This is a genomic window from Sulfophobococcus zilligii (assembly GCF_055398255.1).
Genome location: NZ_AP042406.1, coordinates 1,233,501 through 1,259,066, shown reverse-complemented (window position 1 = coordinate 1,259,066; position 25,566 = coordinate 1,233,501). Strand labels below are relative to the sequence as shown.

Sequence of the window (25,566 nt, the reverse complement as noted above, 5' to 3'; positions counted from 1 at the left end):
TATATTCTCAAATAGATATATATCCTCTCACAAGCTCTACAATACATTATTGAGTATTTGCACTAGTAGTGTTTTGCATAGAAGAGTATTGCGTAGTGAACAGTCTTCTAAGATGTAGTCGTATTGTTTACTTAGTTCTTCATAGTCTTCTCTATTGAGCCTTCTATTGGTAATTAAAACAAGAATGTTGGCATAACGCCTGTATTTCACTGCTTGTTTAATTGCTTTTGAAACCCATGTTTTAGGTGCTCCTTGTTTACACTCTACTACTACTTGTTTATCACTAGTAGACAATAATACATCTGGTTTTGACGCACCAATCATTCTCTCGAGAAAAACCATTATTCTCCTATCACCAGTTTTATATAGTGTGCTAAACCCCTTCCAATCAACACTACTACATGATTTAACAAGTCTACATATTCTTTCAACTTCTTCAAAGCCGCTTTCTAGATGATAGCCCTTCTCTATTAGAAGAGAATGTACTAGTGAATATATGTATCCAAGATACTCTATGGAATACTCAATCCAGGCTTCTTTAATCCTCCGGAACAACCCGTAATTCAAGCCTATTTTTGCTTTTAAAAACACTTCGTATAATAATACGTGTTCGTCGACTCCTCCACACAGAGTACTACTCCATGCTCGTCTATATGCAGCTATTTCTTCAACAATATCGTCTACTCTGGTAAAACCAGATGAAACTCTTATTCCACGTGGTTCAATACTGTATTCCACTATATTGTTTTTATATACACGGTATACTCTAACACTAGGCCCGTTGTAGCCAGTAGAGAAAACATATACTTCCAATGGTTGCTTCAATTTATTCATGTCTAGAGTATATACTACTCCACCGTTTTCAAATATTGTTTCTATTAATCTATGATTTCTAAACGATGATACATGTAGTGGTGGTTTATCTTCACCTGTTTTTATAAATACTCTACACTTGTATTTCTCGCTGTCTACTTCTCTAATGTATAAGTAGCCTCCATGTAGGTCTATGGTATTCATTACTACACCATTAATACTCCGCTTGTTGTCTGTCTTCTAATGTCTCTTTACTTCTTTAATGGTTAATATTCAAAAATCCATTGAATCCTTATTTCTTTTCAATAATGTATGACAGGTTTATTAGGGCTTATCTATATACCATTAGTTAGGAACCAAGAGTTTATAACCCTAGGTGTTGAAAACGGGAGTAAGTAGAACCAAGAGGAAAAAGAGTGTAGTCCTTGGTAAATACAAGCCATTAACAATGTGGAAAATAAATGAAAGAGATGTTTTGAAAAAGAAGTTGCTAGAGTATATTGAGAAATTAATAAACGAGTCTCCAGAGTAATTTTCACACTGTATAAATCCTTGTATACTTTATTTACATGTTAGTTAGTAGAGGGTAGCTTCATGGATGTAGACGACGTGATATCAGTACTTGCCAATGTATTATACCATGTTAAAACAAGAAAGATATCTGTCCGTAAAGCATTTACAGAAGTATGTAGAACCCATAAGTGTAGTAGTAGAGAATACACGCGCGAAGAATTATACCAGCTTTCAAGACTATTTATTTCAAAATACTATACACTCAAATACCTCTGTGAAAAACACGGTAGACTAGAGCCAACACATAGAGTGCTAGCTAGATTATTTCTCTACCTATATCTCACGGAGAAGGGGGTTAAACCACCATCAAAACTAAAAAAGACTGTTTTACGAGATCTGCCAGGATTGAAAGAGGGCCTTGAAGAAGTAGAAGCATATATAAAATACTCGTTTCCAAAATGGATGTACTATGAGTTCCTAGACCTGCTCGGCTCTGTTGAAGTAGAAGAATTATTTTCAGCACTGAATAAGAGAGTATTGTGGTTGAGAGTAAATACCTTGAAAATAGATGTTGATAAAGCAGTGAGAGAACTCGACGAAACCGGTGTTAGAGTAGAAGTAGACCGTGATATACCATACTTACTCAGAGTAGTAGAATCAAAGAAACCTATTAGGACTCATAGATTATTTAGAGAAGGCGCCATTATACCCCAAGACAAGGCCAGCGTACTAGTAGTAGAAGCATTGAAACCGGAACCAGGCTCTCTAGTATATGATTTTGCAGCTGCACCAGGAGTAAAATCATCTCTTGTAATGCAGTTAACTGAAAACAAAGCGAGAATTATTGCTATTGATGCTTCTCCACGTAGACTAGAAGCAATGAAAAAACTGTTGAAGCTATATGGAGTAGATGATTCAAGAGTTAAACTAGTACTTGGCGACGGCCGCTATATCACTCTGAGAGAGTATGGAGATTATGGACTCGTTGACGCGCCTTGTAGTAGTAGTGGTGCTATATCAAAAGATCCTGCAATAAAGATCTTTCTCGAAGAAGACAAAATAGTGTTTGAAATGAAAAAACTACAAATAGGTATATTGAGTAACGCCCTCAAACACGCTGAGAGAGTAGTATATGCTACTTGCTCGCTAATGCCTGAGGAGGGAGAAGAAGTAGTATTAGAAACACTGAGTCAAAGTATAAACCATGAACTGAGAGAGCCGAGAGTACAGGGTAGTCATGGCTATAGAAAATACCCTATACACGAGAAAGTAAAGAGGTTATTTCCACACCTACATGCAACTGAAGGCTTCTTTATAGCTAGATTGGAAAAATAGGAATTGTAGACGCTAAAACTCTATGTAGTAATCGATAGACTACTTTCTCCTCCGAGTGGTTTATTTAGAGACTTTAATTTCTCGAGTACTAAGTCGTGTAGTCTCGCGAGAAGCCTCCTCATATCCTCCATTAATACTACATCTGTATAGCCATGTACTACTATACTATGCGCGAATGGCGTTGGAACATCTAGTGGTCCAATAATCTCTACTTTTATCTCGCCCCGCTGTACAGCTTCGAGAACTCTTATTGCTTCATCAATATGCATATAGTCCATTAAGATCTCTCTATATGCTTCTTTTAAGACAGGAAAGTCTTTTATTTCCTCGACTGCTTTCAATAATTCTTCAGCGTTTAATTGTAGTTTATGTATTGATTTCTCTGTGTCGCCATATCTTCTTAGTAGCATAAAGCTTCTAACAGCTACATGTCTAAATCTCCTCTTCAACAAGTCTGTTTTTCTAACGACTTTTGAAAGAATATCCCATGCTTTATCTACTGGTATACTCTTGAATAATTCAACGTAGTCGGCGTCTAGGTGTCCAGGTATTGTGAGCATGAAACCATTATCTGTTACAGTTATCTTCACGTTTACTCCTAGCTTCGAGCCGATCATGTATGCATAGAGTCTAGCTAGTGCATCATTTGCTCTTCTCCCGAATAGAGAGTGGACTATTATATTTCTCCTTGATTCTTCATCATAGATTTCAATTAGTATGAGTTTATCTGAGGGAACGAGGTTTCCAGTGTATAATTTTTGCTCCATTATATACTCGCATATTGATCTAGCTGCTTCTCTCTGCAGTCTATACTCTTTTACAAGGTATTCTATTGTCTTTTCAAACCCGTGTTTATCAAGCATTTCAGAGATTGTTCTTCTAAACCTCCCTACTTCAATAGCTGAATCAAATGATAATGGTAGCATTTCACTAAACCATGATGGAACAGTTGGTCTCTGTCCATCTGCTCTACGCACAATTGCCGTGAATCCCCTAGATTGAAGGAATTCATAGACTCTCCCGCCTAGCACGAATAAATCTCCTGGTGTGAGGTATTCTACAAATCCCTCTTCGAGGTCTCCCACGTATTTTCCATCGGTTGTAAATACTTTTACTTTGCTTTCATCTGGTATTACACCAATGTTTAAATAATAAATCATTCTAGTCTTCTTTTTTCTACCAAAAACGCCTTTTTCCTCGTCTAGCCATATCTTTGAGTATACTCTCTGGTATTCGTAGAAGTCTCCTAGTTTACCAGCTAGATAGTACACTACGTTTTTAAAGTCCTCGTAGTTCAACTCGTGGAATGGATAGCTCCTCTTTACCAATCTATATGCATCTTCTAGTTTCCAGTCTCCTTCAAGTGCTAGTCCAACAATGTGTTGTGCGAGAACGTCGAGTGGGTTTCGGGGTATTCTAATATTGTCTATTTTTCTCTCCATTGCGAGTTTAGCTAGTACAGTACACTCTACTAGGTCGTCTCTGTCGACAACTATTATTCTACCCTTGCTTACTTCTCTAATGTGGTGTCCAGACCTCCCTACTCTCTGTAGTAGTCTAGTAGCGCTTTTAGGGCTACTTAATAGTATTACTAGGTCTATGTATCCAATATCTATTCCGAGTTCTAGTGATGTAGAACTAACTACTACTCTCAACTCTCCTTTTTTTAATTTCTCTTCTACATTTAACCTCACATCTCTACTGAGACTACTGTGGTGTGCTTCTATATCGTCTATGTCGAGTATTTTCTCTTTCTCCATTATCTTGCGTAGTTTGAATACTACTCTCTCAGTTGCACTCCTTGTATTAGTGAATATTAGTGTTGTTCTATGCCTTTTGACATAGTCTATTATTTTCTTGTATATTGCTTCATTAACGATCTCGGCTGGTGTGTGAACCAGGTCTTCAACCGGCGAGACAACTCTAATATCAACTTTTTTATCAAATCTAGCATCTACGATATAACAGTCTCTTGGTTCACCATCATCTCTAAATCCAACGAGGAATTTTGCTACTTCTTCAAGCGGTGATATAGTTGCACTTAAACCAATCCGCTGGATTGGAGTATCCACTAGGTTTTCAAGTCTCTCAATACTAACAGCTAAGTGGCTACCTCTCTTGCTCGATGCTAAATCATGTATTTCATCAACTACTATTATCCTAGTATTTCTGAGTAGCTCTCTAAATCTCGGTGCATTCAATGAGAGAGCTAGGCTTTCAGGCGTTGTTATTAAAATATGGGGTGGGTCGCGTAGCATTTTTTGTTTCTCGTATGGACTAGTATCGCTTGTTCTAACAGCGATTTTTATTTCTGGTAGTTGAATCCCCATTTCCCTGGCTACTTCAACTATTTCTCTAACTGGTTCGTATAGATTCCTCTTCATATCGTTGTTTAATGCTCTTAGAGGGCTTACATAGACTACGTGTACACCATCGGGTAGCTTGTTGTTTCTCTCGTAGTAGTCGTACATGTTGTCTATTATTCCGAGAAATACAGCAAGGGTTTTACCAGTACCCGTTGGACTAGAAACAAGGACATTGACGCCTTGTTTAACGAGTGGTAGGGTTTTTCTCTGAACTGGTGTAAACTCTCCATATTTCTTTTTAAACCATTCTGCTACATATGGCCTTAGCATTCCATATAATTCACTCGTGGAAGGATCAATGTCGCTGTATTTAATCACTATAAGCACCTCTCCTTGAATAAAACTAGAGAATAGAGAGTTAAAAGACTTCTCTACTCGTAGAAGACATCACGTGGAAACCTGTAAACTACGTATAGGTAGCCCAGTGAATACGTGGTTAACCACAAGCCAATGAGCATGCCACCAGTTAGCATAGACTTCAATCCCGCTGTAAAGAAGAATACTCCAAATATTAACTCCCATGGAATCCTCTTTTTCAACACAGTAGTTTGAAATACTCCTTTTGGTGTTCTCTTAAACCCCTCTTTAACCCTCAATACTGCTTTTACTGTCTTGTAAAATGCAATATATGAAATAGCTACTGTTAACGCCGACAATCTACCTATTTGCACAATGTACTTCTCGGTATTATTACTCGCAGTGTACTTCTTCATTACAAGAGAATACATAGCGAGAAAAACCAGCCACACTATAAATAAATACCTGGTTAATAATGGTTCTCTTACACCCAGTAAAACCAGTAGTGAGGCTAGAAATGCCCCTAGAAATACAATAGCTTGAGGTATGTATTGAAGAAGGTGGAAGAATGCATCTAGTTTAACAATCGGTTTAACTGGTGCTTTAACAATGTGTTTAAACCTTGATATTGCTGTATCTACTGCTCCATAAATCCACCTAGACTGCTGTATTCTAAAACTCTTATAGGTATCTGGGTTTTCCACGTATACTGCACACTCATTTAAATAAACAAGTTTGAAACCAGAAGACAATATCCTCCCCCCTAATTCCAAGTCGTCTGATACTCTATTTTCATCCCATCCCTTGAAGACTTCTTTTAAAACCCTCGATTTGTATAGTGTACCTGTTCCCAGTGGATATGTAAACAAGTTCTTCTTCCACTTGCCTTCATATAGAATTCTAGTATAGAATCTCAATGCTACTGCAAGTGCTTCACTAACACGAGAACTCTGGTTTCTCGGCTCCCATCTACCTATAACACCAATTACTCCGGGTTCTCTCTCGAGTATTCCAATTGCTTTTTCAAAAAAGCACTTCTCAGGCCTGCTATCCACGTCAACTATGTATATATAGTCTCCACGAGACGCGTATAAACCAGTGTTTAAAGCACCTGATTTAAACCCTCTTGGCTCACTCCGCCAGATAAACCACGCGTTTACTCCGTCTTTCTTGAGGTTGATGTAGAGGTCAAGAAGCTTTGATTTACTATCTACCGGGTCATCTGACACTATTATTAATTCATAGTCTTCTATGCCGAGAGAGTGGATATATCTAGCTGCTTCTTCAATGTATTCCAATGGTTCTTTTCTAACTGGGAGTATAAATGAAACTCCTCGTGGTTTTACAGGGTTTACATCGATTACTTGGCTTCTACTCCTATTCGTTGGTGTGAGGAGTAGCATGTGGTATAAGTAGACTAGTATTTGAGGTATAAATATCAATAGTCCTGCCAAAGCCATTGCTATATCGACATTCATTTCTCTAGCCCTCAGTCTTCTTTAAATATATTTACTCGTCTAACACTAGAATAATATACGGGTGTGTAAATAATGTTGGTTTCCTGGCATGGACATGCATGTGTTTCACTCCAAGTAAACGGGTATACTATTGTATTCGACCCCCATGACGGCGCCAGTATTGGATTGAAAAAACCAGTTGTTAGAGGAGACATGGTGCTTGTAACACACGACCACTTCGACCACAACGCTGTAAACACTGTATCCAAAGAGAAAACCCGTGTATTCAAGTTATTCTATGGTGAGTCAATAATAGACAATGTAAAAATCACTGGGTTGAAAACATATCATGACAAGCAAAAAGGTAAGAGGAGGGGTGAAAACGCCGTCTATATTGTCGAGGTTAAAGGAGTTAGAGTGGCCCACTTAGGAGATCTCGGGGAAATACCAGACCAGCAAGTACTAGATAGATTGAAAGGAGTAAACCTACTAATAATACCTGTTGGAGGAACATTCACTATTGAACCAGGAGAAGCATGGAAAATAATAGAAAAAACCAAACCAGTAAACATTCTCCCAATACACTATTGGATACCAGGTATAACACTACCTCTCAAACCAGTAGACGAGTTTTTAAAACACGTAAAAGAATACGAAGTAGTAAAACTAGAAACAAATAGTTTTGAACTCGAAAAATACACTGGTAAAGTAATAGTAGCGAAGCCACCATAGAGTATAAAACCAGTGGTGTAAAACTTGAAGTATACATTGAATGGAGTTGTAGTAGTAGTAGAACTAGGAGACATAACAGAGTTTAGTGGAGATGCAATAGTAAACCCAGCCAATACATTAATGATAATGAGTGGTGGAGTAGCAGGAGCAATAAAGAGGAAAGGCGGTTCTACAATAGAGGAAGAAGCGAGAAAACACGCCCCTGTCCCGATCGGTGAAGCTATTGCTACAACTGCTGGTAGATTAAAAACAAAATACGTTATTCACGCTCCCACAGTCGAGTATCCTGCATCCCCTTCAACACGTGAATATGTATATAAAGCAAGTAGAGCTGCACTAATAACAGCTAGAAAACTCGGTGTTAAATCTATTGCTTTTCCACTAATGGGTGCTGGTGTTGGTGGTTTAACACCCGAGGAATCCATAGAAGAAATACTAAAAGCTGTACTAGAAGAGGGAAAAGGTATTGAAGTACACGTTGTAATAAGAGATCAGTCAACATATGAAACCGTATTGAAACGCATTGAAAAACTCGGCTGGAGTAGAATTGAATAGAAAATAATTTTTAATAATCCATTATTTCTTGTTAAACACAGTGATGAGATTTTAGGCCTCTGACTTGGTGAAGAGGGATCAACCGGCTGATAAATCATGGCTTATACATGGGAGCCTAAATGGGAACTTATAGAAGTAGACGTCGACGGCATGAAAATAAAGACTTGTAGAGATAGAATAACTGGTTTAATAGCTTGCCCTATTTGCATACATGCTGCTTCAAAGTGTATGGATGAACCAGCACCAGCAAACTACGAGTATGAAAACGTGTTTTTCTACAGTGTTGACGATTTAATCAATCACCTGCTATACTATCATGCAAGAGGTTTGAAAAAGAAATTTGAGAAAATACAGAGTAAACTAAGTAGTGAGGAAGAAGAATGAATTTTTGTATTTATGGTAATCCAACAATAGATATTATTGAATACAGTGATGGATCAACTACTATAGCGTATGGTGGTGGAGTATACTATTCTTCACTACCACTACTTACAAGAGGCTTCAATATAGAAGTCTACGCTGTTAGAAACCCGTTAATAATAAACCACCCAGTATACAAGTACATTACCGGGAGCCAGTACTCTACAGATGTAAACATTTTTCTCTTAAAGTATAGCAATCACGAGAGAAAACTACAACTATATAGAAGAGCACCACCAATACATGAATCAAACACTCACAACGGACTATGTAGTGTAATAGTCAATCCTGTAGCAGGCGAGATCACTCCAAACCTTCTTAAAACACTGCGAGTAAAATCTAGTATACTAGCACTAGACATACAAGGCTTTATAAGAGAAGTCGTAAACAATGAAGTATTGTTAAAACCAAAACCAGAAGCCTACATAGCAATACAGCAAGCAGATATTATACACATGGATTTAAACGAGCTCCAAGTACTCGTCAATACATCCAATCCTGTTCAAGGAGCTAGCTCACTAACCAAGTATACAAGGGGGATAATAGTAGTTACAAATAGACCGAATAGATTTATAATTGGATTCAACGGAGTAGTTAGAGAACTAGTCGTCAACGAAGAATACACTACAAGCGATAAAACAGGTGCTGGAGACTACTACCTCGCATCATATACAGTCCACTACATGGAAACACTAGACCCAGTGGAATCAGTATATAGAGCACACGAAGATACAAGTAGGTGGTTGAAGTCTAGAAGCACTAGTAGAAGCCTCATCGCACCTCCACCACTCAGTTCAAGCCGCGTATACGCGGCATCACGCTAAAAACCACGCTTCCTATACACTACTGTATACTCGTAATGCTGGATAATCGTAATCTTACTGTATGGCATACACGCCACATGGAAATACTATGAATCAATTGATTTACTCGTTTACTGAGTGGTGGGAGTGCTCGGCCATTAATATATTTGTTTATACTCCCTTATATACTTTTATATACCGTATATTCTGCTATTGATTTTAATTCTAATTATTTGGGTTTGATCTACATTATAAGAGAAGCTTCTGGTGTACCCCCGTCAAAATTGACTTTGGCAAATACATTGCTGGATACTTCGGCTGGTTTTGGTGGTAGACCAGCATACTCTAATATTGCTTGTTTTAATTCTTTTTTAGATGGTGTTCTACCTACAAATCTCAATTTACCATTTATGAATATCTTGGGGAAGTCTGACATTTCTGCTTGAACCGGGTCTACAAACCAGATGTGTGTGGGTATTATTTCAACCCATATATTGTGTTTATCTAGTAGTTCTTCTGCTACTGCAAAGAGTGTTCTAAGAGCTTCATCGCTTTCTTCACTGAAGTCTAATTGTACTTCAACAATTACTTTTGTTACCTCCATTGTCGCCCCTATTCAATACTGGGTTAAAACTTTGCTTATAAAGTAGAGGACTAGTAATACCATGTACACTACTAATTGGAGTAAAAAGAAAAGAGTCTACTTTGAAACACGTTCTTTTTTAACGGGGTGTATGTAGTCTCTTGGTGCTTTATTGAATACTTCTAGGTATTTTCTGAGTGCTTTTGGTATTGTTACTGTTCCATCTTCGTTTTGATGGTTTTCAAGTATAGATGTTATAGTCCTCGTACTGGCTATGGCAGTACTGTTTAATGTGTGAACGTATTCTTTAATCATTCCCTTTCTTCTCACTAGTTTAATTTTTAATCTATAGCTCTGCCAGTCCGTGGTATTACTACAACTAACCATTTCACGGTAGAGGCCCTGGGCAGGCATCCATGTTTCTAAATCATACTTCTTTGCTGCTGGCGCGCCGAGGTCTCCACTTGCAATATTGACTACACGGTATGGTAGTTCAAGTCCCTTGAATAATTCTTCGGCGTTAGCTATTAACTCCTCCATTATATCCCAGCTCTCTTCTGGTTTAGCATAGACGTATTGCTCGACTTTGTGGAATTGGTGTACTCTAAATATGCCTTTCAAATCTCTTGATCCAGCGCCGGCTTCTTTTCTAAAACACGGTGATACTCCAACGTATTTTAATGGTAGTTCTTCTTCGGGTATCTCCTCACCGGCGTGTAGTGCTGCTAGTGAGTGTTCTGCTGTTGCTATTAAGTATAAGTCTTCGCCTTCAATCTTGTATATTGCATCCTCGAATGATTTGAAGTCTATAACGCCCATCATAATACTACGTCTCAACATGTATGGTGGCAGGACTAGTCTATAGCCTTTACTAGTTAAGTAGTCAATAGCATACATTAATAGAGCCATGTCTAAGAATACAAGGTCGTCAAATAAATAGTAGAATCTACTTCCAGCAACCTCGCCTGCTTTAATAGTGTTTCCAAGTCCAAGAACGTTTTCTAACATATCGGCGTGTCCGATGGGCTTCCACTCTATTACCTCGTAGTCTACTTTGAAGCCATATTTCTCTGTTTGCTGTTTAAACTGTTCTACATAGCCAACCCATACTTTTGGCTTTCCATAAAACCTAATGGGGACGTTGTATGTGTCGTCTGGCCCTATTGGCACACTGTCGTGAACTATATTTGGTAGTTCGAGTAGTGCTTTTTCTCTCTCTTCTTCGATGATTTTTAAACGTTCTTCTAGGGCTTGTAGTTCTTCCAGTAGTTTCTTGGCTTCTTCTATTTTACGCTGCCTCTCTGGCTCCGGGGTCTTTGAGATTTCACGGCTTAAAACATTGTGTTTATGTCTTACTTCTTGAACTTGTGTGAGTAGTCTACGCCACTCTAAGTCTAAATTATATGCTTTATCAACAATACTTGGATCCATAAACCTCTTTTTTACGTGTTCACGTAGTTTCTCCGGGTTTTCTCTTAAAAGCGTTAATATACTCCAGCTCATACAAGCCAACCCTATTCCTGCTTCTGAGTTTGTATATACATTTCCACTATATCATATCCAAACCTCTCTTTAAACATTGCTCTTCCTTTTTCAGTCATTCTGAGGGGTGTCCACGGAGGGTCATATACAATATCTATATCTGCATCTATTCCCAGTTTTTCTTTCAATTGATCTATAATTGTTAATGGTATAACAGTGGCTAGTGGACAGAATGCAGTAGTTAAACCCATATCTATTTTAACGTGTTTTTCATCAAGGATTTTTATATCGTAGATCAATCCGAGATTGTATACATCTATACCTATTTCGGGGTCAATCACTGTTTCAAGAACATCAATAATCTTCTTTTTCAACTCTTCAAAGTTTGTAGACATTTACTACACCAATTAGTTTTATTCAATAACACACTTATTAATAAAAAGAATCGTTGAAAACTACGAGGGTATATAGTCTCTACCGTAGATAGCCCACAGCTCTCCTGGTCGCTTAGAAGAAATCCTTACTGCAATATTATATAGTACTACTACTTCTTCGTCTGTTGCATAATCCAACGGCTTTCCCTGATAATTGTTTTCCTCCCATTTCTTGTTAACACGCTCTAGAATTGATTGTACTTCTGGTTGCGAGTAAAAAGCTATTTTATAGACTACTTCATTGTTTTCGTCAATTAATCTAATAATCTCTTCTTTCATTTCGCCTGGTGTTAATTTACGTTTAGATCGGAAGAGATGCATATAAAACCTACTCTAGTATTTTCTCCAGGTTTTCTAGTATGTTTTCAGAATACTTTATACTTTCCAACGTCCACCCTAATTTGTCAATAAGTATTAGTATTGCGGCTTGCGGTGGTAGAACACCATACTCGGTGATAATAGCGTCTATGTATTCAGGTGGAGTTACATCGAATACAGGATTTAATATTCTTACTCCTGGGTGTTTTTCAATCCATTCACGTGGAACTACTTCCTCTGGGTCTCTATACTCTATTTTTACTAGTTCACCTATTAGAGTCAATGGTGAAAACTTATATGATTCTGCTGCAACATATACTCTAACTCTTGCTTCTTTAGCTACTAGTGCTACTTGACTAGTACCTATTTTGTTTACTACTGCTCCATTACTAGTAACAGTGTCAGCACCTACTACAACATAGTCTACTTCGTGCATAACATATCTCACTGCACTGTCAGGTATTTGAACTACTGGTACACCATAACTCTTTAAATGACTAAATGTAATTCTACCCTGGAAGAACGGTCTTGTCTCTGTATTGTAGACTTTTACAACCCTCCCCTCTCTATAAGCTCTTGCTATTACTTCAACAGCTGTAGAACTATGACAGTGGGTTAGTACAACCGAGTTCTCTTTGATTCTCTTAGCTCCAAACTCGCTTATTCTCTTCACGGCGTTTAATGAATTCTCTACGAATGAATCAGCTGTTTTTACAATACTCTCTCTTGCTTCACTATACGATGAAGCGTTTCTCAGTGCTTTTAACACGTATATAACAGCGTTTGGTAGACTTACAGCTGTAGGCCTTGTTGATATTAGTAGTCTAGCTGTTTCAACCATGTATTTTCTAAACGAGTCTAAATCGTGTTCGCCAGGGTATTCAAGAGCTGCTTTTTTCATTGCTTCAGCTGCTGATCTAGCTATTTTACCAGCACCTCTAATCTTCATGGTTTTAATATCGTTGGCTATTTGCAAGACGCTCTCGGGGAACTTCATCGAATCCTCACCCCGTATTTAGAAGCTAGTAATTCAACGAGCTGGCTAAGTGTAGGTATTTCTGGGGGGTAGGAGCCATAAATGTTTCTCAGTAATAGTGGTACTGCTTGCGGAGCGATTAATCCATATTCTGTAGCTATTCCATCAATGTATTCTGGCGGTATTACTTCGTATAGAGGTACTTTAGCAACAAAGCCTTCCGGAGGCTCTCCCTCTCTCCCCGGTTCAATAATCAAATCTGCCCCACCCTCTGGTAGTTTGAGTAGCTCGCCATATATTGTTTCATAGTTAAACTTCAGTGTTGGCGCTACAATGAATACTCTCCTACGTGCTTCGTGTGCAACAAGAGCTATTAATCCACTACCAATTTTTGACACTACTGCTCCATTAGCAGCTATTGCTTCCGCACCAATAAAGACTTTGGAGACTTCTTTAATGAAAAACCTTGTTGCAGAGTCTACTATGAGGTTTACTTTGAAACCTAGTTGCTCAGCGTATTCAGCAATTAATAGTCCTTCTTTTCCAGGCCTTGACTCTGTAACATAGAGTTCTATTTTTCTACCCTGGTTTCTAATGGTTTCTAGTAGTCTTCTAATAGCGAGGCTATTACTATTTGTCAAGACAACATCTTCATCAACAATTCTCCTTGAAGCTATTTCTGCCGCCTTCCACAAAGCTCTATCATAGCTTGTTTTCAACTCAGAGATGTAATCGGCGAGGCCATCAGTACCTTTTTCCAACAACCTCGTTGAAACCATTCTCAATAGATTAAAAGAAGCTGTTGATGCTGGACGCTCAGTGTTTAATGTTCTATAATACTCGATTATTCTAGTAGCGAGTAGTTTTTCATCTCCTCTCAGAGAAATCTCTGCTAGCTCACTTGCTATTTTAAAGAATAACTCTGAGCCCGTGTACCTAGTAAACTCGGTCAATTCAAACCCCTAGTTTGAACCGGGCATTGTTAGAGTTTATTTACTCATGCATCCTTATATAGATTGAACTCGTTGAACGGTGGTAGTGTATGAAAATACTAGTTAAACCAGGTGTATTATTAATTGCACTAATTACACTTTGGATTATAAGTACTGGAGTAGCTACTAGTGCACAACAGGGCTATAGAAACATTATTGTCTTCTTTATACCCGGTGGTGGAGTAGAAGAATTAAAAAGTGTTTTAGACAACACGACACAGTTGAAATACCAGGTTTTCCCATTAGAAAACCCATATAATGCTCCACTAGACTACTACGTATACTGGTTGCTATCAGCTTCAAAACCAAGTAGGACAAGTATTCAACTCACTAGTGAAAGCATTAATCAATCAAGAATTGTATACTACTGGGGAAATGCTACACTAGTTGATATACCATCAGTAGATCCAAGTATTCATCCATCAGCAATCAACCCACTAGTAAACCTCTCAAGCTACTCAATACCACCAGCAATACTTAGAATACCAATTAATGGATCAATCTATTGGGAAACACTTAAAACAGAAGTTAAAAGCACACTAGAAGGAAACACGTTGAAAATAACACTAGTTGCATACAATACAAGTGGAAGCACTACGAGCCCCACTAGTGGTAAAACAATTGGCCCAATAGCTATAAACACTACAGAAACAACTGGGAAGAAGGGCTCGTATAGACTATTATTCTACATAGTAGAAACAACCAGCAATGAAGTCACATTGTTCTTCCCAGGAGCACTTGCAACTACGGGTTATGCTTCCAATGGGTTTACAGAATTCAACGATGTATTCATCTATTGGTTCTTCCTCCAAGAATACAAAGACCTAATAAGCAAACTAGACTCTAATACAATGGAGTGGTGGTTTGCACAGACAGCTGGTTCATCTATTAGATTCGTGAGAAAAGCCCTCTCAGAATCAAACAACAATGTGATCTACGCATATCTACCACACCTAGCTCTAATCCAAGAATTACTTGGAGAAGAATGGTATAATAAAACAGCTGTAAACTTCTATAAAGTAGTAGTTAACGAACTAACTGGTTTTGCAAATACTCTTAAACCAGGTTACCTCGCTGTAATAGTCTTGTCTAGTAGAAACGGCGACTACGTTGTATATACTAGTCCACAATTGAAAAACGAAGAACTACTTGCACCAACAAGCTATCCAGAATTAATTGCTATTCTATCTACCTACAGCAGTAGATCGGTATTTAATAATTATGGTTCACTAAGAGATAGTAGTGAACTAGTAGACATTAAAAACCAGTTAAACGAATGCCAGCAGAATATAACCCAGTTAAACCAGACAATATCGGGTCTACAAGACAGGTATTCAACTTGTGAAGCGGAGAAAGAACTATATCGTATCAGAGTAGAAGACGTTGATAAAACACTCCAACAGGCTAGAGAACTAGAGAAAACAGCTAGACAATACCTATTGATTGGCCTAGTAGTACCAATAGCTATATCAATACTACTAGGTTTTATTGCTATTAGAATTGCAAAAATGAAGCATAGTGAATAACCTGGTCTCTGAGTAGATATACAAGTATAGCAATTGAAACAATAATAAAGAACAGGTTACATAAAAATCCATTACTCCTACATTTTTTCAATCCATAATACCTATTAGAAAACGGGTAGAATAAAGCCACTCCTCTAACTGTAAATGAATCGAGGAAAATATGACTAAGCCAGCCTAGAACTAGTGCTTGTGGTATATAGGGTATTCCAAAGTCAATATAGCGTGTTAAATATTCGAGTAGAAGGTATACAAGGACTACTATGAATAAATTGTGGAGTAGTCTTCTATGATATTTTCCAAGATCTAGATCTGGTATTACCCCTCCCAGCCCCGAGATTAATGCGAGAAATGGGCCTCCATTTACACTCCACAAGCCCATTAATCCACTAATAGCAACTGCGAATAAAACATGTGTTGTTCTCTTCATACTCTATCACTTAGTATATACTCTTGCACCGCCTGGATAGCCAACTACAACCACGTCTACTAGTTCAACAGCTGGAAATATACCTGTTTCTACAACTCCATGAATAGATTTTAGTAATTTATGCGTGTTTAACGGGTCTTCTATTGGTTTTAATGGTTTGAGGTCTAATATGTAGTTGTTATTATCTGTTACAACAGGGCCGTCTTTACCACCACCTACTCTTAGAGCTGGTTCAAACAATCCTGTTTTTGCAATGTTTTTTACAACGTAGTTTAACGTGAATGGTACTATTTCTACTGGTATAGATTTTGAATAGAGATAACTTCTACCAGTGTATTTCGTATAGTCTACAACATATATTCTCTTAGAAGACAAGTATGCAAGTGTTTTCTCTCTTAGTAGAGCACCACCACGCCCTTTTACCAAGTCTAGATTTATACTTACTTCATCTGCACCATCAATATATACATCTATATGGTTTACCATTAATGGGTCGAGTGCTGTTAAACCCTTGATTTTAGAGTACAGTAGTGTGTCTTGTGATGAAGCAATAATATACTTGTTTTTCAAGTAGTCGAGACAAACATCTATAAACTTCTTTACTGTAGAACCAGTTCCAAGGCCTACTAGTTTAACTCCTTGTATACCATGTAGTATACTACATGCTTCTATAGCCGCTGTTTTCTTGGCTTCTTCAATTTCAATAGTATTCATTTACACCGCCGTTAACTACATATCTTATCTATTCTATGTTAAATTAAAGTTATAACCGCGTTGAAAACTATTTTAAACTGGTGATGTATTTGAAGGCATTTATATCTGTAGACCTAGAGGGTCTTCCAGGAGTTGCATCTATAACTATGACTACACCTTGGAGTAGTCAGTTTGCAATAGCGTCTAAAGTAATGACGCGCCTAGTTAACGCTGTAGTAGACGAGTTGTATAAAGCTGGATTTAGCGAGATACTAGTTGCCGATAGCCATGGCTACATGACTAATATCAACTATCTCGAACTAGATAGTAGAGCAGGTATAATTCAGGGTTTTCCACGCCCCTTCAGCATGGTTTCAGGTTTGGAAAAGGGGTTTAATGCAGTCTTCTTTATTGGATATCATGCAGCTGCTGGTACAATGCATGGAATATTAGACCATACATATAGTGGCAGAGTATTCGCTGAAATCAGAGTAAATGGTGAGAAAGCAAGCGAGTACTTGATAAATACCCTCTACGCCTCAGAACTAGGTGTACCAGTTGCACTACTAGCTGGAGATGAATACTTGAAAGAAGAAGTTGAAAAATACACTCCATGGGTTGTCTTCACTCCATTAAAGAAGGGAGTATCAAGATATGCAGCATACTATCCAAGCCTCGACGAAGTAGAAAAGAGATTAAGGTCTAGTGTGAGAGAAGCAGCTGGTAAAACGAGAAGAGGTGAATTAAAACTACTAGAACTGGAGAAACCATATATTGTAGACTTGGTGTTTAGAGAGTCTTTGATAGCTGATGCAGTGGAAGTACTAGACTTTATAGAGAGAGTAAATGCATATACAGTGAGGTTTAAAGCAGACTCGGCAAGGAAAATACTTGGAGTTATAGAAGTAATGGCACTAGTTGGATCAGCAGTACTCAACATGGCTGCAAATATAAAGTAGGTCAGACCAGGCCAGCTTCTTCACCAATCCGTCGAGGTGCATTACATCATCAAAAAATATTTTTTATAGGAGGCTTAATATCCTAGAATGTCATCCCAGAGATCTCTTTCAACTTGTTTAACAACTGGTACTTTTATTCTAGACTTGAAGAATTCCTGTGCTACATCTGGGAATAGACAATACGTTAATACATCTTCTTCTTTGCTATAGAATCCTTTTTCTAATACTTCTTTTCTACACTTCTCGTACATCGGCTCTAATAGGTCTGCTGGCCGGACGGTTATTGGTTTATCTCCCTTTAAAACCATTTCTACTACTTCTGGTTTTATTGGTGCTGGTGGTCTACCATATAATCCCTTGACATAGTTTACTGTCTCTTTGGCTACTACTTGGTATCTACCATACAATACGTTTAATACTGCTTGTGCACCCACTATTTGTGATGCTGGTGTTACTAGTGGCGGCCATCCAAGGTCTTCTCTTACTCTCCTTACTTCTTCTAGTACTTCTTTCAACTTGTCTTCTGCTCCTATTTGTTTGAGTTGTGCTATGAAATTCGAGATCATACCGCCTGGGATTTGGTGTTCTAGGACGTTTGGATCAGGCATGAAGACTCTTATATCAAGTAGCTCCTTGTATTTCGCAAACAATACTTTGCCTAGGTATTCACTTATTTCTCTAATGGCCTCCATGTCTAGGTTTGGTCTGTGTTCTGGGGGTAGTGCATAGTATATTGTCTGAACGCCGGGGTGGCTTGTTCCAAATGCTAATGGACTAATAGCTGTGTCAATAAAGTCTGCTCCTGCCTCTACTACTTTAATATATGTTGCTACTGCGAGGCCTCCTGTAAAGTGGCTATGTACATCTACTGGTATTTTGAAGTGTTCTTTTAGTGCTTTTACTAGATTGTAGCCTGTATAGGGGTCTAGTATACCAGACATGTCTTTTATTGTTATATGGTCTACTTCTAGTGCAACTAGTTCCTCGGCTACTTTCAAGTAGTGTTCTATTGTGTGAACAGGACTAATAGTGTAGACTAGTGTACCCTGTACAATAGCTCCCAGACTCTTTGCTTTCTTGATAGATGTCTTCATATTTCTAACGTCGTTTAATGCATCGAAGACTCTAAATATATCTATTCCATTATTATATGCTGCTTCAACGAATTTCTCTACTACGTCGTCTGGGTAGTGACGATATCCAACGAGGTTTTGTCCTCGTAGAAGCATCATGAGTTTTGGTTTTCTAACTCTCTCCCTAATAATCCTCAATCTCTCCCACGGGTCTTCCTTCAAATACCTTATCATAACGTCGAATGTAGCTCCTCCCCACATTTCAATAGCGTAAAATCCAGCCCGGTCAATCTTGTCTAGTATTGGAATCATATCTTCTGTTTTAAATCTAGTAGCTATGAGTGATTGGTGTGCATCACGTAGTGTTAAATCAACAATTTGTACCAATATTACACCTCTATTACTAGCTTATAACACATTTATTAAGTAGAGGGGTAATATAGCTACCATGATATTATCAGTAGAAGGGTATTGTGGCTTGACTATTGAAGTAGAACACGTCTCAAAATCTTTTGGACGTATACAAGCCTTACGAGACGTTTCTTTTACTGTTAGAAATAGTAGTGTAGTAGGATATGTTGGATTGAATGGAGCGGGTAAAACAACAACTATTAGAATAGCAGTAGGCGTTCTACCACCAGACACTGGCGATGTCTTAATTGATGGATACTCTATAGTAAGAGAAAAGAAGAAGGCGTCTGAGAGAATTGGCTGGGTACCAGAACTACCAATTTTTGAATCTGATTTCAAAGCACTAGACTACTTCGTCTACCTGGCTGGCTACTATGGATACTCTCATAGCGAAGCCAGGCAAATGGGGATCGAATTACTTAGTAAACTAGGACTTGGAGAAGCTTTGAATAGAAAACTAGCTACTTTCTCGCAGGGAATGAAGAAGAGGTTTGCACTAGCAGTATCACTCATCAACGACCCTCCCAACTTTATATTCGACGAGGTATTAAATGGACTAGACCCGCAAGGCATAGTGTTCTTTAGAGAACTTGCACTGGAATTTAAAAAGAAGTGCAAAGCAGTATTATTCTCCTCACACATACTCAGCGAAGTTGAGGGAATAGCAGACGAAGTAGTATTTATACACAAGGGTAGAATAATAGGAGTATACTCAATGGAAGCTATTAAATCAATGGTTAAACCAGCAATTGAAATAACACTATCTAGACTAGACAACGAGGTCGTAAAACTACTTGAAAAATACGGTGAGCCAGTAGTGGTAGACGAGAAAAAGATTATTCTACGAAATCCTAGCTCCGACCCAAGCAGTGTAATAGCTGAATTAGTAGGCATGGGAGTAAACGTAATGGAGTTCAAGAGAGAAGAGAAGAGCTTGGAAGACTTCTTCTTTGAATTAATTAAGAAAGCAGAGGGCGGTGTGTAATGGTTAATCCTGTATTCTATGATTTTAAAAGAGGTATTTTGAGGCTATCGGTATTACTAACACTACTATTATTTATAAGTATAGGAGTAGGTCTAGCTTATCTAGTTACTTCACTACTTGCAACCACTCCACTACCGCAATACTTCATCTATTCTTCTACTATTGATTCCTCAACGGGAGTATTCAACCTCGAAGTATTGTTAATGTCTCCAGAGATGTGGAGTGTAGATGGTGAAATATCCTATAAATTAGGGTGTTCAAAACTACTGGGAGAAGACCCCAAAACAGGCTCTGCATTTTGGGATTTTGTCATAGTAGATGAAGGCGTTGCTAAGAGTAGTAACGGGAGAATCTACCTTGAAAAATCTATTTTCAAACAAGAAACCCAGTTTGATAAAAATGGAAGACCAATTGATAAAACAATTCTAGAAACATATACATGTAGTCTCTACTTAAACGTGACAACTCCACTTGGTACACAAACTACAATGGTGCATCCAACGGGTGGTTTTCCATATACCCCACTGGTATTCGAAAATAAAACCATTCAAGTACTAGTCGGCTCTAATCCAGTTTCAAATAGAAACAACGTTTACTTCTCAACTAGTGAAACCCTAGTACTACACCCGTCAAATACAGATGTTATAGGCGTAGCTTCTACATCTATATACTATAATAGACAAGCCGGCAGGGCATATCTACTACTATCTTTGTATACTCCAATAGACATTGAATTCGAAGTATACATTGAAAAACCCGGTTTACAAAACACTCAAATCATACTCGGAAAGCAGGGTATACTTGAATTAAACCTGAGTGAAATAGAAGAATACTTCAATAAAATAGACGTAAAGGTCAAGAGGGGGATTAGTATAGTCGAATTGGATACTAGTTTATTCAATAATACTCTTGGGAGAATGCCATCGTACACTGTCCTTGTATTATCACGGAGCAACCGTATTGCATATAGTTTCATACCGACACCGAGCAATAGTATACTTAGAGGTCAAACAGCGAGAATAATTTATGGTCAGCTACTAGGGTCTACTGGAATAGGTTTATTTGCCTCTTTCTTCCCGGTTGTAGTTCTCTACCTTGTCTACGTATATATAGCTAAACCAAGGTCTCAAGGAGCACTGGAATTCGTTTTAGCTAGGCCTATTACAAGGTTTGAGCTTTTTACTACGAGGTATGTAGCGGGTGTTCTAGTGGTTTTCACTGCTAGTTTACTCTTCTATATTGGTTTAATGGTATCTATTTACTTTTTGACTGGTGTTTCAACGAGTATTCAAGGAGCAATACTCTTGTTTACGGGTTTAACGCTATCTCTAGTAGCGTTTTACTCTCTATGCTATTTGCTAGCATCTCTCACTAGTGGAACAAGGTACATTGTTGTATCTGTCTTTACATATATATTGTTTACAATGCTGTGGAGTCTTATATCCCTGGGTGTAACACTGGTTGTTACCGGTGGATTTACAACACGCTTCTATGATGAGCTTGTAAGAATACAGTATATCTCCTATTACTTTAACCCATTGAGAATAATGGATTTCATGCAATACTACTTCATGACCGTTGAATTCGAAGAATTCATTTTACAACCTAGAGTAGAGGAAATTCTAAGAGAGGTTGTTAATCCGTGGTTTGTAGCGTTGAGTACAATAGCGTGGATTACTATACCAGTTGTTCTAGGCTGGTTAAAGTTCAAAAAAGCTAGTTTATCCACGTAGTTTTTTACTCAATGCTCTGTTTATTGACTCCTCACTGTGGATAGTTGATTGTATAAAAAGTGTTTATATGGGTTGCCTATAATACTTTGTTTTCTTCGAGGAATTCTCTGAGTAGTTTAAATCCTTCTACTAGTTCTTCTTCTTTCATTGTTACAAATGTTATTCTCAAGTGGTTTCTTCCAGCTTCTCCAAATATTGATCCTGGTAGCATTACTACGCCTTTAGACTCTGCTAGTTTCAATGTGAATTCTACGTCGCTTACTCCCATTTTTGATATGTATGGTGTCATATCTGGGAATAGATACATACTAGCTGTTGGCTTGTGTAGTTTAGCTCCCGGTATTAGCTCTTTGAAGCCTTGGTATGCAGCGTCTCGTCTACTCTTGTATACTGGTAGTACTTGTGCAAGGTATTTCTCTTTGAAGCCGTTTACGAGGTAGTAGTATGCAAGCCACTGCATTGGAACTGGTGCTACAATACCGAGTATTCCCTTTAACTTTACTAGTTCTGGCATTATATCGCTTGGCCCGTAAATGTATCCAAGTCTACCTCCAGGTATCGCGATGTCTTTACTGAATGATCCAACAACTACTGTCTGCTCTAGAGCAGGATCTAGCTTCTCGAGCCAGATGTGCTCTCCCTCGTATACTAGGTGTTTGTATGCTACGTCGTAGATAACCCATGCTTTCTTTTCGTGTGCAACCTCCATTATGGTTTTTGCTACTTCTTCGCTGATTACTCTAGATGTAGGGTTGTCTGGACTTGCAAACAATACTGCTTTAGCTTTTGAACCGAGTTTCTCTTTGATGCACTCTGGGTCTGGATTGAAGCCTGTTTCATGGGTTTGCCTGCAGGTTTCTACTTTGAGTTTTAGATATCTTGCTAGGTCCCAGTAGACACTGTATGATGGGTCGAATAGTAATACACTATCTCCCTCGTCGAGTAGTGTTGCTAGTGTTAGATATAGTGCTTCGGCTCCACCAGTAGTAATCAATATCTGGTTTGCTGGTACATCTATTCCACCATACTTCTTAAGGTCTTGTGATATTGCTTCTCTTAATTCTGGAAGTCCCTGGGTTGGCATGTAGCGGAAGTGTTTAAATGGGTCTTTTCTAACTTGTTCTATAAAGTATTCTAGTGCTTCCTGGCATGGTGGGAGGCCTGGCTGGCCCGCTGTGTAATCATATACTTTTACACCGCGTCGTCTCAACTCGTGTGCTTTGTTAATAAGCACTCTATGAGGGTTTTGTGGTATTGATTTTACTCGTATAGATGCTCTAGACATATATATACACCAATATACATGTATTTAAGAGAATATAAAAAGCCTTTTTACGAGAGTTTAACAATAAATTCTTCTATTTCAACTCCATTGAAACTTGTTTTTTCTCTTCCAATTCTCTCTATTGGCTTCATTAAGTGTTTAAACGCGCTTGGAGGCGGCTGGTAGATGCCCGGTTTTATTTTTCTTGGTTTAATAATTGGTGTTTTAACAGCCCTTGGATCTCTATAACCACACTTTCTACATCTATACCCTTTACCCCTCCCCATACTCTCCATTGTTGATCTGCAAACCGGGCATTTTGGATTAACGTATTCTACTAGCTCTACTAGTTCCACTATTCTAATTTTCTCTAGGTTGAGTGTTAATCCATGCTTGCTACTCGGCGGCCTTGAACAACCCATAACTTCTACTCTATCTCCAACTACCAGCTCTTCAACAACATCTCTCAATTTCTTAGTTGGCTCGTAGACAGCTACATCTATACAGCACTCGCCACTACATAGTTTGAATACTACGTGTCCACCTGGAATTCTAGTTGGCTTTGAGGAGACAACACCCTCTACTACTACACACATGTAAGGTCTTAGATTGCAGAGCGAGTCTACTCTGTGTAAGTGTGCATCGGTGTGTTGGTTTGTACGGTATATTGCAATGTACTCTACTGGTTCATGTATAACTATTTTTCTAAATGCTTCTAGTAGTATGTGTGGGTTTTCACCGCGCAGTCCTAGTAGTACGGGGTCTGGACCCCTCGGTGTTATAAGGGGTCTCTGCGCGTCGTAGTCGTAGTTTAATATTAGTTCTCCATGGTAGAGTCTATCTACTTCTATAATGCTCATTTCATCTACTTGTCTCTCACGGCCCCAGTACTCTTGTTTTCTATATGCGAGTAGCTCGTATGTATAGTCTGTGTTTTGCATTGTATAGCCAATAGCTGATAGTGCACCAATCAAACCCCTCTTTCTACTATTGTATACTCTTGTCTCTGGGTGTTTCATGAGTACTCTCTGAGCTAGGTCTAATGGTATAATATCATATAGTGCTTTCTCAGCAAGCCACTTGTATTCCCATGGAATATCCCCGGTGTGTAATATTAGTCCTGGCTGTTTCTTGGGGTCTTGGAATAAACCAGTGTATTCTTCAAGTGTGTTTCTAGCTAGTTCCCATATATCTAAAACATCTGATTCTGAGGGTACACTTAATCTAAGTGCTACTGCTCCATTACCCCTTGTCTTCCATGGAACAGCCGGGTTGAGCCTTACGAGGTTGGGATAGTCTGTAAACAAGTATCCACGTCTACGTAGCTCCCAAGCTAGTAAAACAGCGTAGTGTGTAGTACAACCACCATTAATAGAGTCTACGTCGTCTATTCCAATATGTATATTAATCAATTACTTCTTCACCAGTTGACACATAGCACCTACAACTATTAAGGGTAGTGCGATCGTGGCGTCAGCGTATACAACTATGTTTTTAGCACTTGGTTTTATTTTACCCCAACTAACAGCTTCTCGTGGGTGTGCACCACTAAGACTACCATCATATTCAACAGCAGTTGTAATGTATATTGCGTAGTCTAATCCTTCTTTGAGCTGTGCCCACCATATAGTGTGGTGTTTACTAATTCCCCCGCCAATTATTAATCCACCCAGTCTCTCAGCTGAGACAACTAGCTCGATAATTTTTCTCTCGTCACTAATTAAATCTAGTTCCAACCCCAGTGAGTGGTAGTTAAATACCACCTGGGAGCCAAATGCACCATCGTAAATACCGGGTACAAATACCGGAACATTACGCTCGTAAGCAGCTCTAAGAATACTGTTTTTATCACTTATCTTCCTACCTGCTTCTCTCAGTACATCGCTTACACTCCACTTCTTTTTCTCTCTAACTAGTTCTTCGAAGAGTCTACGTGCAAACTTCTCGACTACTAATCCATAGTCTTCAACGGGGATCAAAACATTGCCCAATCTATGTACTCCAATAGCTCGTAGCATTGAATCGTCATATCCCCAATCACCCTTGTAGTATTTTCCACCAGTAGACCTTGCTATATCGTGGTCTATTGCACCACAAGTTGTTATAACCGCGTGAAACCATCCTTCACGGATCATTTGTGCAAGCACTCCTCTTAAACCAGTTGAAACAATATTTCCTGTAAATGCCAGTATCCTGGTTGCACCCGGATCAGAGGTCATTTCGGCCAGTATTCTACTAGCTCTATACACGTGTCCAGCCATAAATCCATGAGAATCACCGAGTTTCTCTACTAACTCGCATACAGTCATACTTGGTGATACTTCATAGTCTTTAACTACCTCGCCAAGTAGTTCCTTCTTTACGTCTTCAACAATATCACTCAATTCAACCACCGTAATTAAACATATTGTTGAAGTGT

25 protein-coding genes are annotated in these 25,566 nt (G+C 38.5%); 10 read left to right on the top strand and 15 right to left on the bottom strand.

From position 1 onward, the window contains the following. Positions 1-36: 36 nt before the first annotated feature. Positions 37-1,017, bottom strand: a complete 981-nt coding sequence (locus ACZ5YP_RS07165) for a hypothetical protein (protein ID WP_464835057.1) — start codon at positions 1,015-1,017, stop codon at positions 37-39. Positions 1,018-1,189: 172 nt separating this feature from the next. On the opposite strand from ACZ5YP_RS07165, the gene ACZ5YP_RS07160 reads away from it, so the two are divergent. Together ACZ5YP_RS07160 and ACZ5YP_RS07155 are read left to right on the top strand one after the other, a co-directional pair. After that, positions 1,190-1,345, top strand: coding sequence for a hypothetical protein (locus ACZ5YP_RS07160; RefSeq protein WP_464835056.1), 156 nt, complete (start codon positions 1,190-1,192; stop codon positions 1,343-1,345). A 62-nt stretch (positions 1,346-1,407) separates the two neighbouring features. Beyond that, the gene (locus ACZ5YP_RS07155; protein WP_464835055.1) at positions 1,408-2,661 is read left to right on the top strand and encodes an RsmB/NOP family class I SAM-dependent RNA methyltransferase; all 1,254 of its coding nucleotides are present in this window, start codon (positions 1,408-1,410) and stop codon (positions 2,659-2,661) included. A gap of 20 nt (positions 2,662-2,681) precedes the next feature. Here ACZ5YP_RS07155 and ACZ5YP_RS07150 read toward each other — a convergent pair whose 3' ends face one another. Together ACZ5YP_RS07150 and ACZ5YP_RS07145 are read right to left on the bottom strand one after the other, a co-directional pair. Next, positions 2,682-5,297, bottom strand: coding sequence for an ATP-dependent helicase (locus ACZ5YP_RS07150; RefSeq protein ID WP_464835979.1), 2,616 nt, complete (start codon positions 5,295-5,297; stop codon positions 2,682-2,684). Between the two features lie 101 nt (positions 5,298-5,398). After that, positions 5,399-6,802 (bottom strand): glycosyltransferase family 2 protein, encoded by a 1,404-nt coding sequence (locus ACZ5YP_RS07145; RefSeq protein ID WP_464835053.1) that lies wholly within the window; start codon positions 6,800-6,802, stop codon positions 5,399-5,401. Between the two features lie 72 nt (positions 6,803-6,874). On the opposite strand from ACZ5YP_RS07145, the gene ACZ5YP_RS07140 reads away from it, so the two are divergent. The 4 genes from ACZ5YP_RS07140 (at position 6,875) to ACZ5YP_RS07125 (ending at position 9,312) form a co-directional block, all read left to right on the top strand. Beyond that, complete coding sequence (locus ACZ5YP_RS07140) at positions 6,875-7,513, top strand: MBL fold metallo-hydrolase (protein ID WP_464835052.1); 639 nt, start codon at positions 6,875-6,877, stop codon at positions 7,511-7,513. A gap of 24 nt (positions 7,514-7,537) precedes the next feature. Continuing rightward, positions 7,538-8,068 (top strand): macro domain-containing protein, encoded by a 531-nt coding sequence (locus ACZ5YP_RS07135; protein ID WP_464835051.1) that lies wholly within the window; start codon positions 7,538-7,540, stop codon positions 8,066-8,068. A gap of 96 nt (positions 8,069-8,164) precedes the next feature. Beyond that, the gene (locus ACZ5YP_RS07130; protein WP_464835050.1) at positions 8,165-8,452 is read left to right on the top strand and encodes a hypothetical protein; all 288 of its coding nucleotides are present in this window, start codon (positions 8,165-8,167) and stop codon (positions 8,450-8,452) included. Beyond that, complete coding sequence (locus ACZ5YP_RS07125) at positions 8,449-9,312, top strand: carbohydrate kinase family protein (protein ID WP_464835049.1); 864 nt, start codon at positions 8,449-8,451, stop codon at positions 9,310-9,312. The genes ACZ5YP_RS07130 and ACZ5YP_RS07125 overlap by 4 nt, the downstream gene beginning before the upstream one ends. A 223-nt stretch (positions 9,313-9,535) precedes the next feature. On the opposite strand, the gene ACZ5YP_RS07120 is transcribed toward ACZ5YP_RS07125, so the two are convergent. The 6 genes from ACZ5YP_RS07120 to ACZ5YP_RS07095 all read right to left on the bottom strand — a co-directional run bounded on the left by ACZ5YP_RS07120 (position 9,536) and on the right by ACZ5YP_RS07095 (position 14,037). Continuing rightward, a complete protein-coding gene (locus ACZ5YP_RS07120) occupies positions 9,536-9,895 on the bottom strand; it encodes a thioredoxin family protein (protein WP_464835048.1) in 360 nt (119 codons plus the stop codon). 96 nt (positions 9,896-9,991) lie between these two features. Next, positions 9,992-11,377: a serine--tRNA ligase gene (serS, locus tag ACZ5YP_RS07115; RefSeq protein WP_464835047.1), complete on the bottom strand. Its 1,386-nt coding sequence runs from the start codon at positions 11,375-11,377 to the stop codon at positions 9,992-9,994. 11 nt (positions 11,378-11,388) lie between these two features. After that, positions 11,389-11,751, bottom strand: a complete 363-nt coding sequence (locus tag ACZ5YP_RS07110; protein WP_464835046.1) for a metal-sulfur cluster assembly factor — start codon at positions 11,749-11,751, stop codon at positions 11,389-11,391. A gap of 60 nt (positions 11,752-11,811) precedes the next feature. Then, positions 11,812-12,069 carry a hypothetical protein gene (locus ACZ5YP_RS07105; RefSeq protein WP_464835045.1) on the bottom strand — a complete coding sequence of 86 codons (258 nt, stop codon included), beginning with the start codon at positions 12,067-12,069 and terminating at the stop codon, positions 11,812-11,814. Between the two features lie 49 nt (positions 12,070-12,118). Continuing rightward, positions 12,119-13,105 (bottom strand): ribose 1,5-bisphosphate isomerase, encoded by a 987-nt coding sequence (locus tag ACZ5YP_RS07100; RefSeq protein WP_464835044.1) that lies wholly within the window; start codon positions 13,103-13,105, stop codon positions 12,119-12,121. After that, complete coding sequence (locus tag ACZ5YP_RS07095) at positions 13,102-14,037, bottom strand: eIF2B alpha/beta/delta subunit family protein (RefSeq protein WP_464835043.1); 936 nt, start codon at positions 14,035-14,037, stop codon at positions 13,102-13,104. The genes ACZ5YP_RS07100 and ACZ5YP_RS07095 overlap by 4 nt, the downstream gene beginning before the upstream one ends. An 89-nt stretch (positions 14,038-14,126) precedes the next feature. Here ACZ5YP_RS07095 and ACZ5YP_RS07090 point away from each other — a divergent pair, with 89 nt between their 5' ends. Beyond that, positions 14,127-15,602, top strand: a complete 1,476-nt coding sequence (locus ACZ5YP_RS07090) for a hypothetical protein (protein WP_464835042.1) — start codon at positions 14,127-14,129, stop codon at positions 15,600-15,602. Here the strand turns inward: ACZ5YP_RS07090 and ACZ5YP_RS07085 are convergent. Both ACZ5YP_RS07085 and rpiA read right to left on the bottom strand, forming a co-directional pair. Next, positions 15,571-16,029, bottom strand: a complete 459-nt coding sequence (locus ACZ5YP_RS07085; RefSeq protein WP_464835041.1) for a metal-dependent hydrolase — start codon at positions 16,027-16,029, stop codon at positions 15,571-15,573. The genes ACZ5YP_RS07090 and ACZ5YP_RS07085 overlap by 32 nt on opposite strands. A gap of 6 nt (positions 16,030-16,035) precedes the next feature. Further along, the gene (gene rpiA / locus ACZ5YP_RS07080) at positions 16,036-16,743 is read right to left on the bottom strand and encodes a ribose 5-phosphate isomerase A (RefSeq protein ID WP_464835040.1); all 708 of its coding nucleotides are present in this window, start codon (positions 16,741-16,743) and stop codon (positions 16,036-16,038) included. Between the two features lie 83 nt (positions 16,744-16,826). Here rpiA and ACZ5YP_RS07075 point away from each other — a divergent pair, with 83 nt between their 5' ends. Then, a complete protein-coding gene (locus ACZ5YP_RS07075; RefSeq protein WP_464835978.1) occupies positions 16,827-17,681 on the top strand; it encodes a M55 family metallopeptidase in 855 nt (284 codons plus the stop codon). 74 nt (positions 17,682-17,755) lie between these two features. Here the strand turns inward: ACZ5YP_RS07075 and ACZ5YP_RS07070 are convergent, their stop codons facing one another. Beyond that, on the bottom strand, positions 17,756-19,141 hold the full coding sequence (locus ACZ5YP_RS07070; RefSeq protein WP_464835039.1) for a pyruvate carboxylase subunit B: 1,386 nt from the start codon (positions 19,139-19,141) through the stop codon (positions 17,756-17,758). Positions 19,142-19,232: 91 nt separating this feature from the next. Here ACZ5YP_RS07070 and ACZ5YP_RS07065 point away from each other — a divergent pair, with 91 nt between their 5' ends. Beyond that, a complete protein-coding gene (locus ACZ5YP_RS07065) occupies positions 19,233-20,150 on the top strand; it encodes an ABC transporter ATP-binding protein (RefSeq protein ID WP_464835038.1) in 918 nt (305 codons plus the stop codon). Beyond that, positions 20,150-21,883, top strand: a complete 1,734-nt coding sequence (locus ACZ5YP_RS07060) for an ABC transporter permease (RefSeq protein ID WP_464835037.1) — start codon at positions 20,150-20,152, stop codon at positions 21,881-21,883. Before ACZ5YP_RS07065 ends, ACZ5YP_RS07060 begins: the two co-directional genes overlap by 1 nt. A 76-nt stretch (positions 21,884-21,959) precedes the next feature. On the opposite strand, the gene ACZ5YP_RS07055 is transcribed toward ACZ5YP_RS07060, so the two are convergent. From ACZ5YP_RS07055 to ACZ5YP_RS07045, 3 genes are read right to left on the bottom strand one after another with little or no spacing between them, the layout of a single operon-like run. Continuing rightward, a complete protein-coding gene (locus ACZ5YP_RS07055) occupies positions 21,960-23,168 on the bottom strand; it encodes a pyridoxal phosphate-dependent aminotransferase (RefSeq protein ID WP_464835036.1) in 1,209 nt (402 codons plus the stop codon). Positions 23,169-23,215: 47 nt separating this feature from the next. Further along, positions 23,216-24,559 carry a TiaS agmantine-binding domain-containing protein gene (locus ACZ5YP_RS07050; protein WP_464835035.1) on the bottom strand — a complete coding sequence of 448 codons (1,344 nt, stop codon included), beginning with the start codon at positions 24,557-24,559 and terminating at the stop codon, positions 23,216-23,218. Further along, on the bottom strand, positions 24,560-25,456 hold the full coding sequence (locus ACZ5YP_RS07045) for a deoxyhypusine synthase (RefSeq protein WP_464835977.1): 897 nt from the start codon (positions 25,454-25,456) through the stop codon (positions 24,560-24,562). Positions 25,457-25,566: the final 110 nt, after the last annotated feature.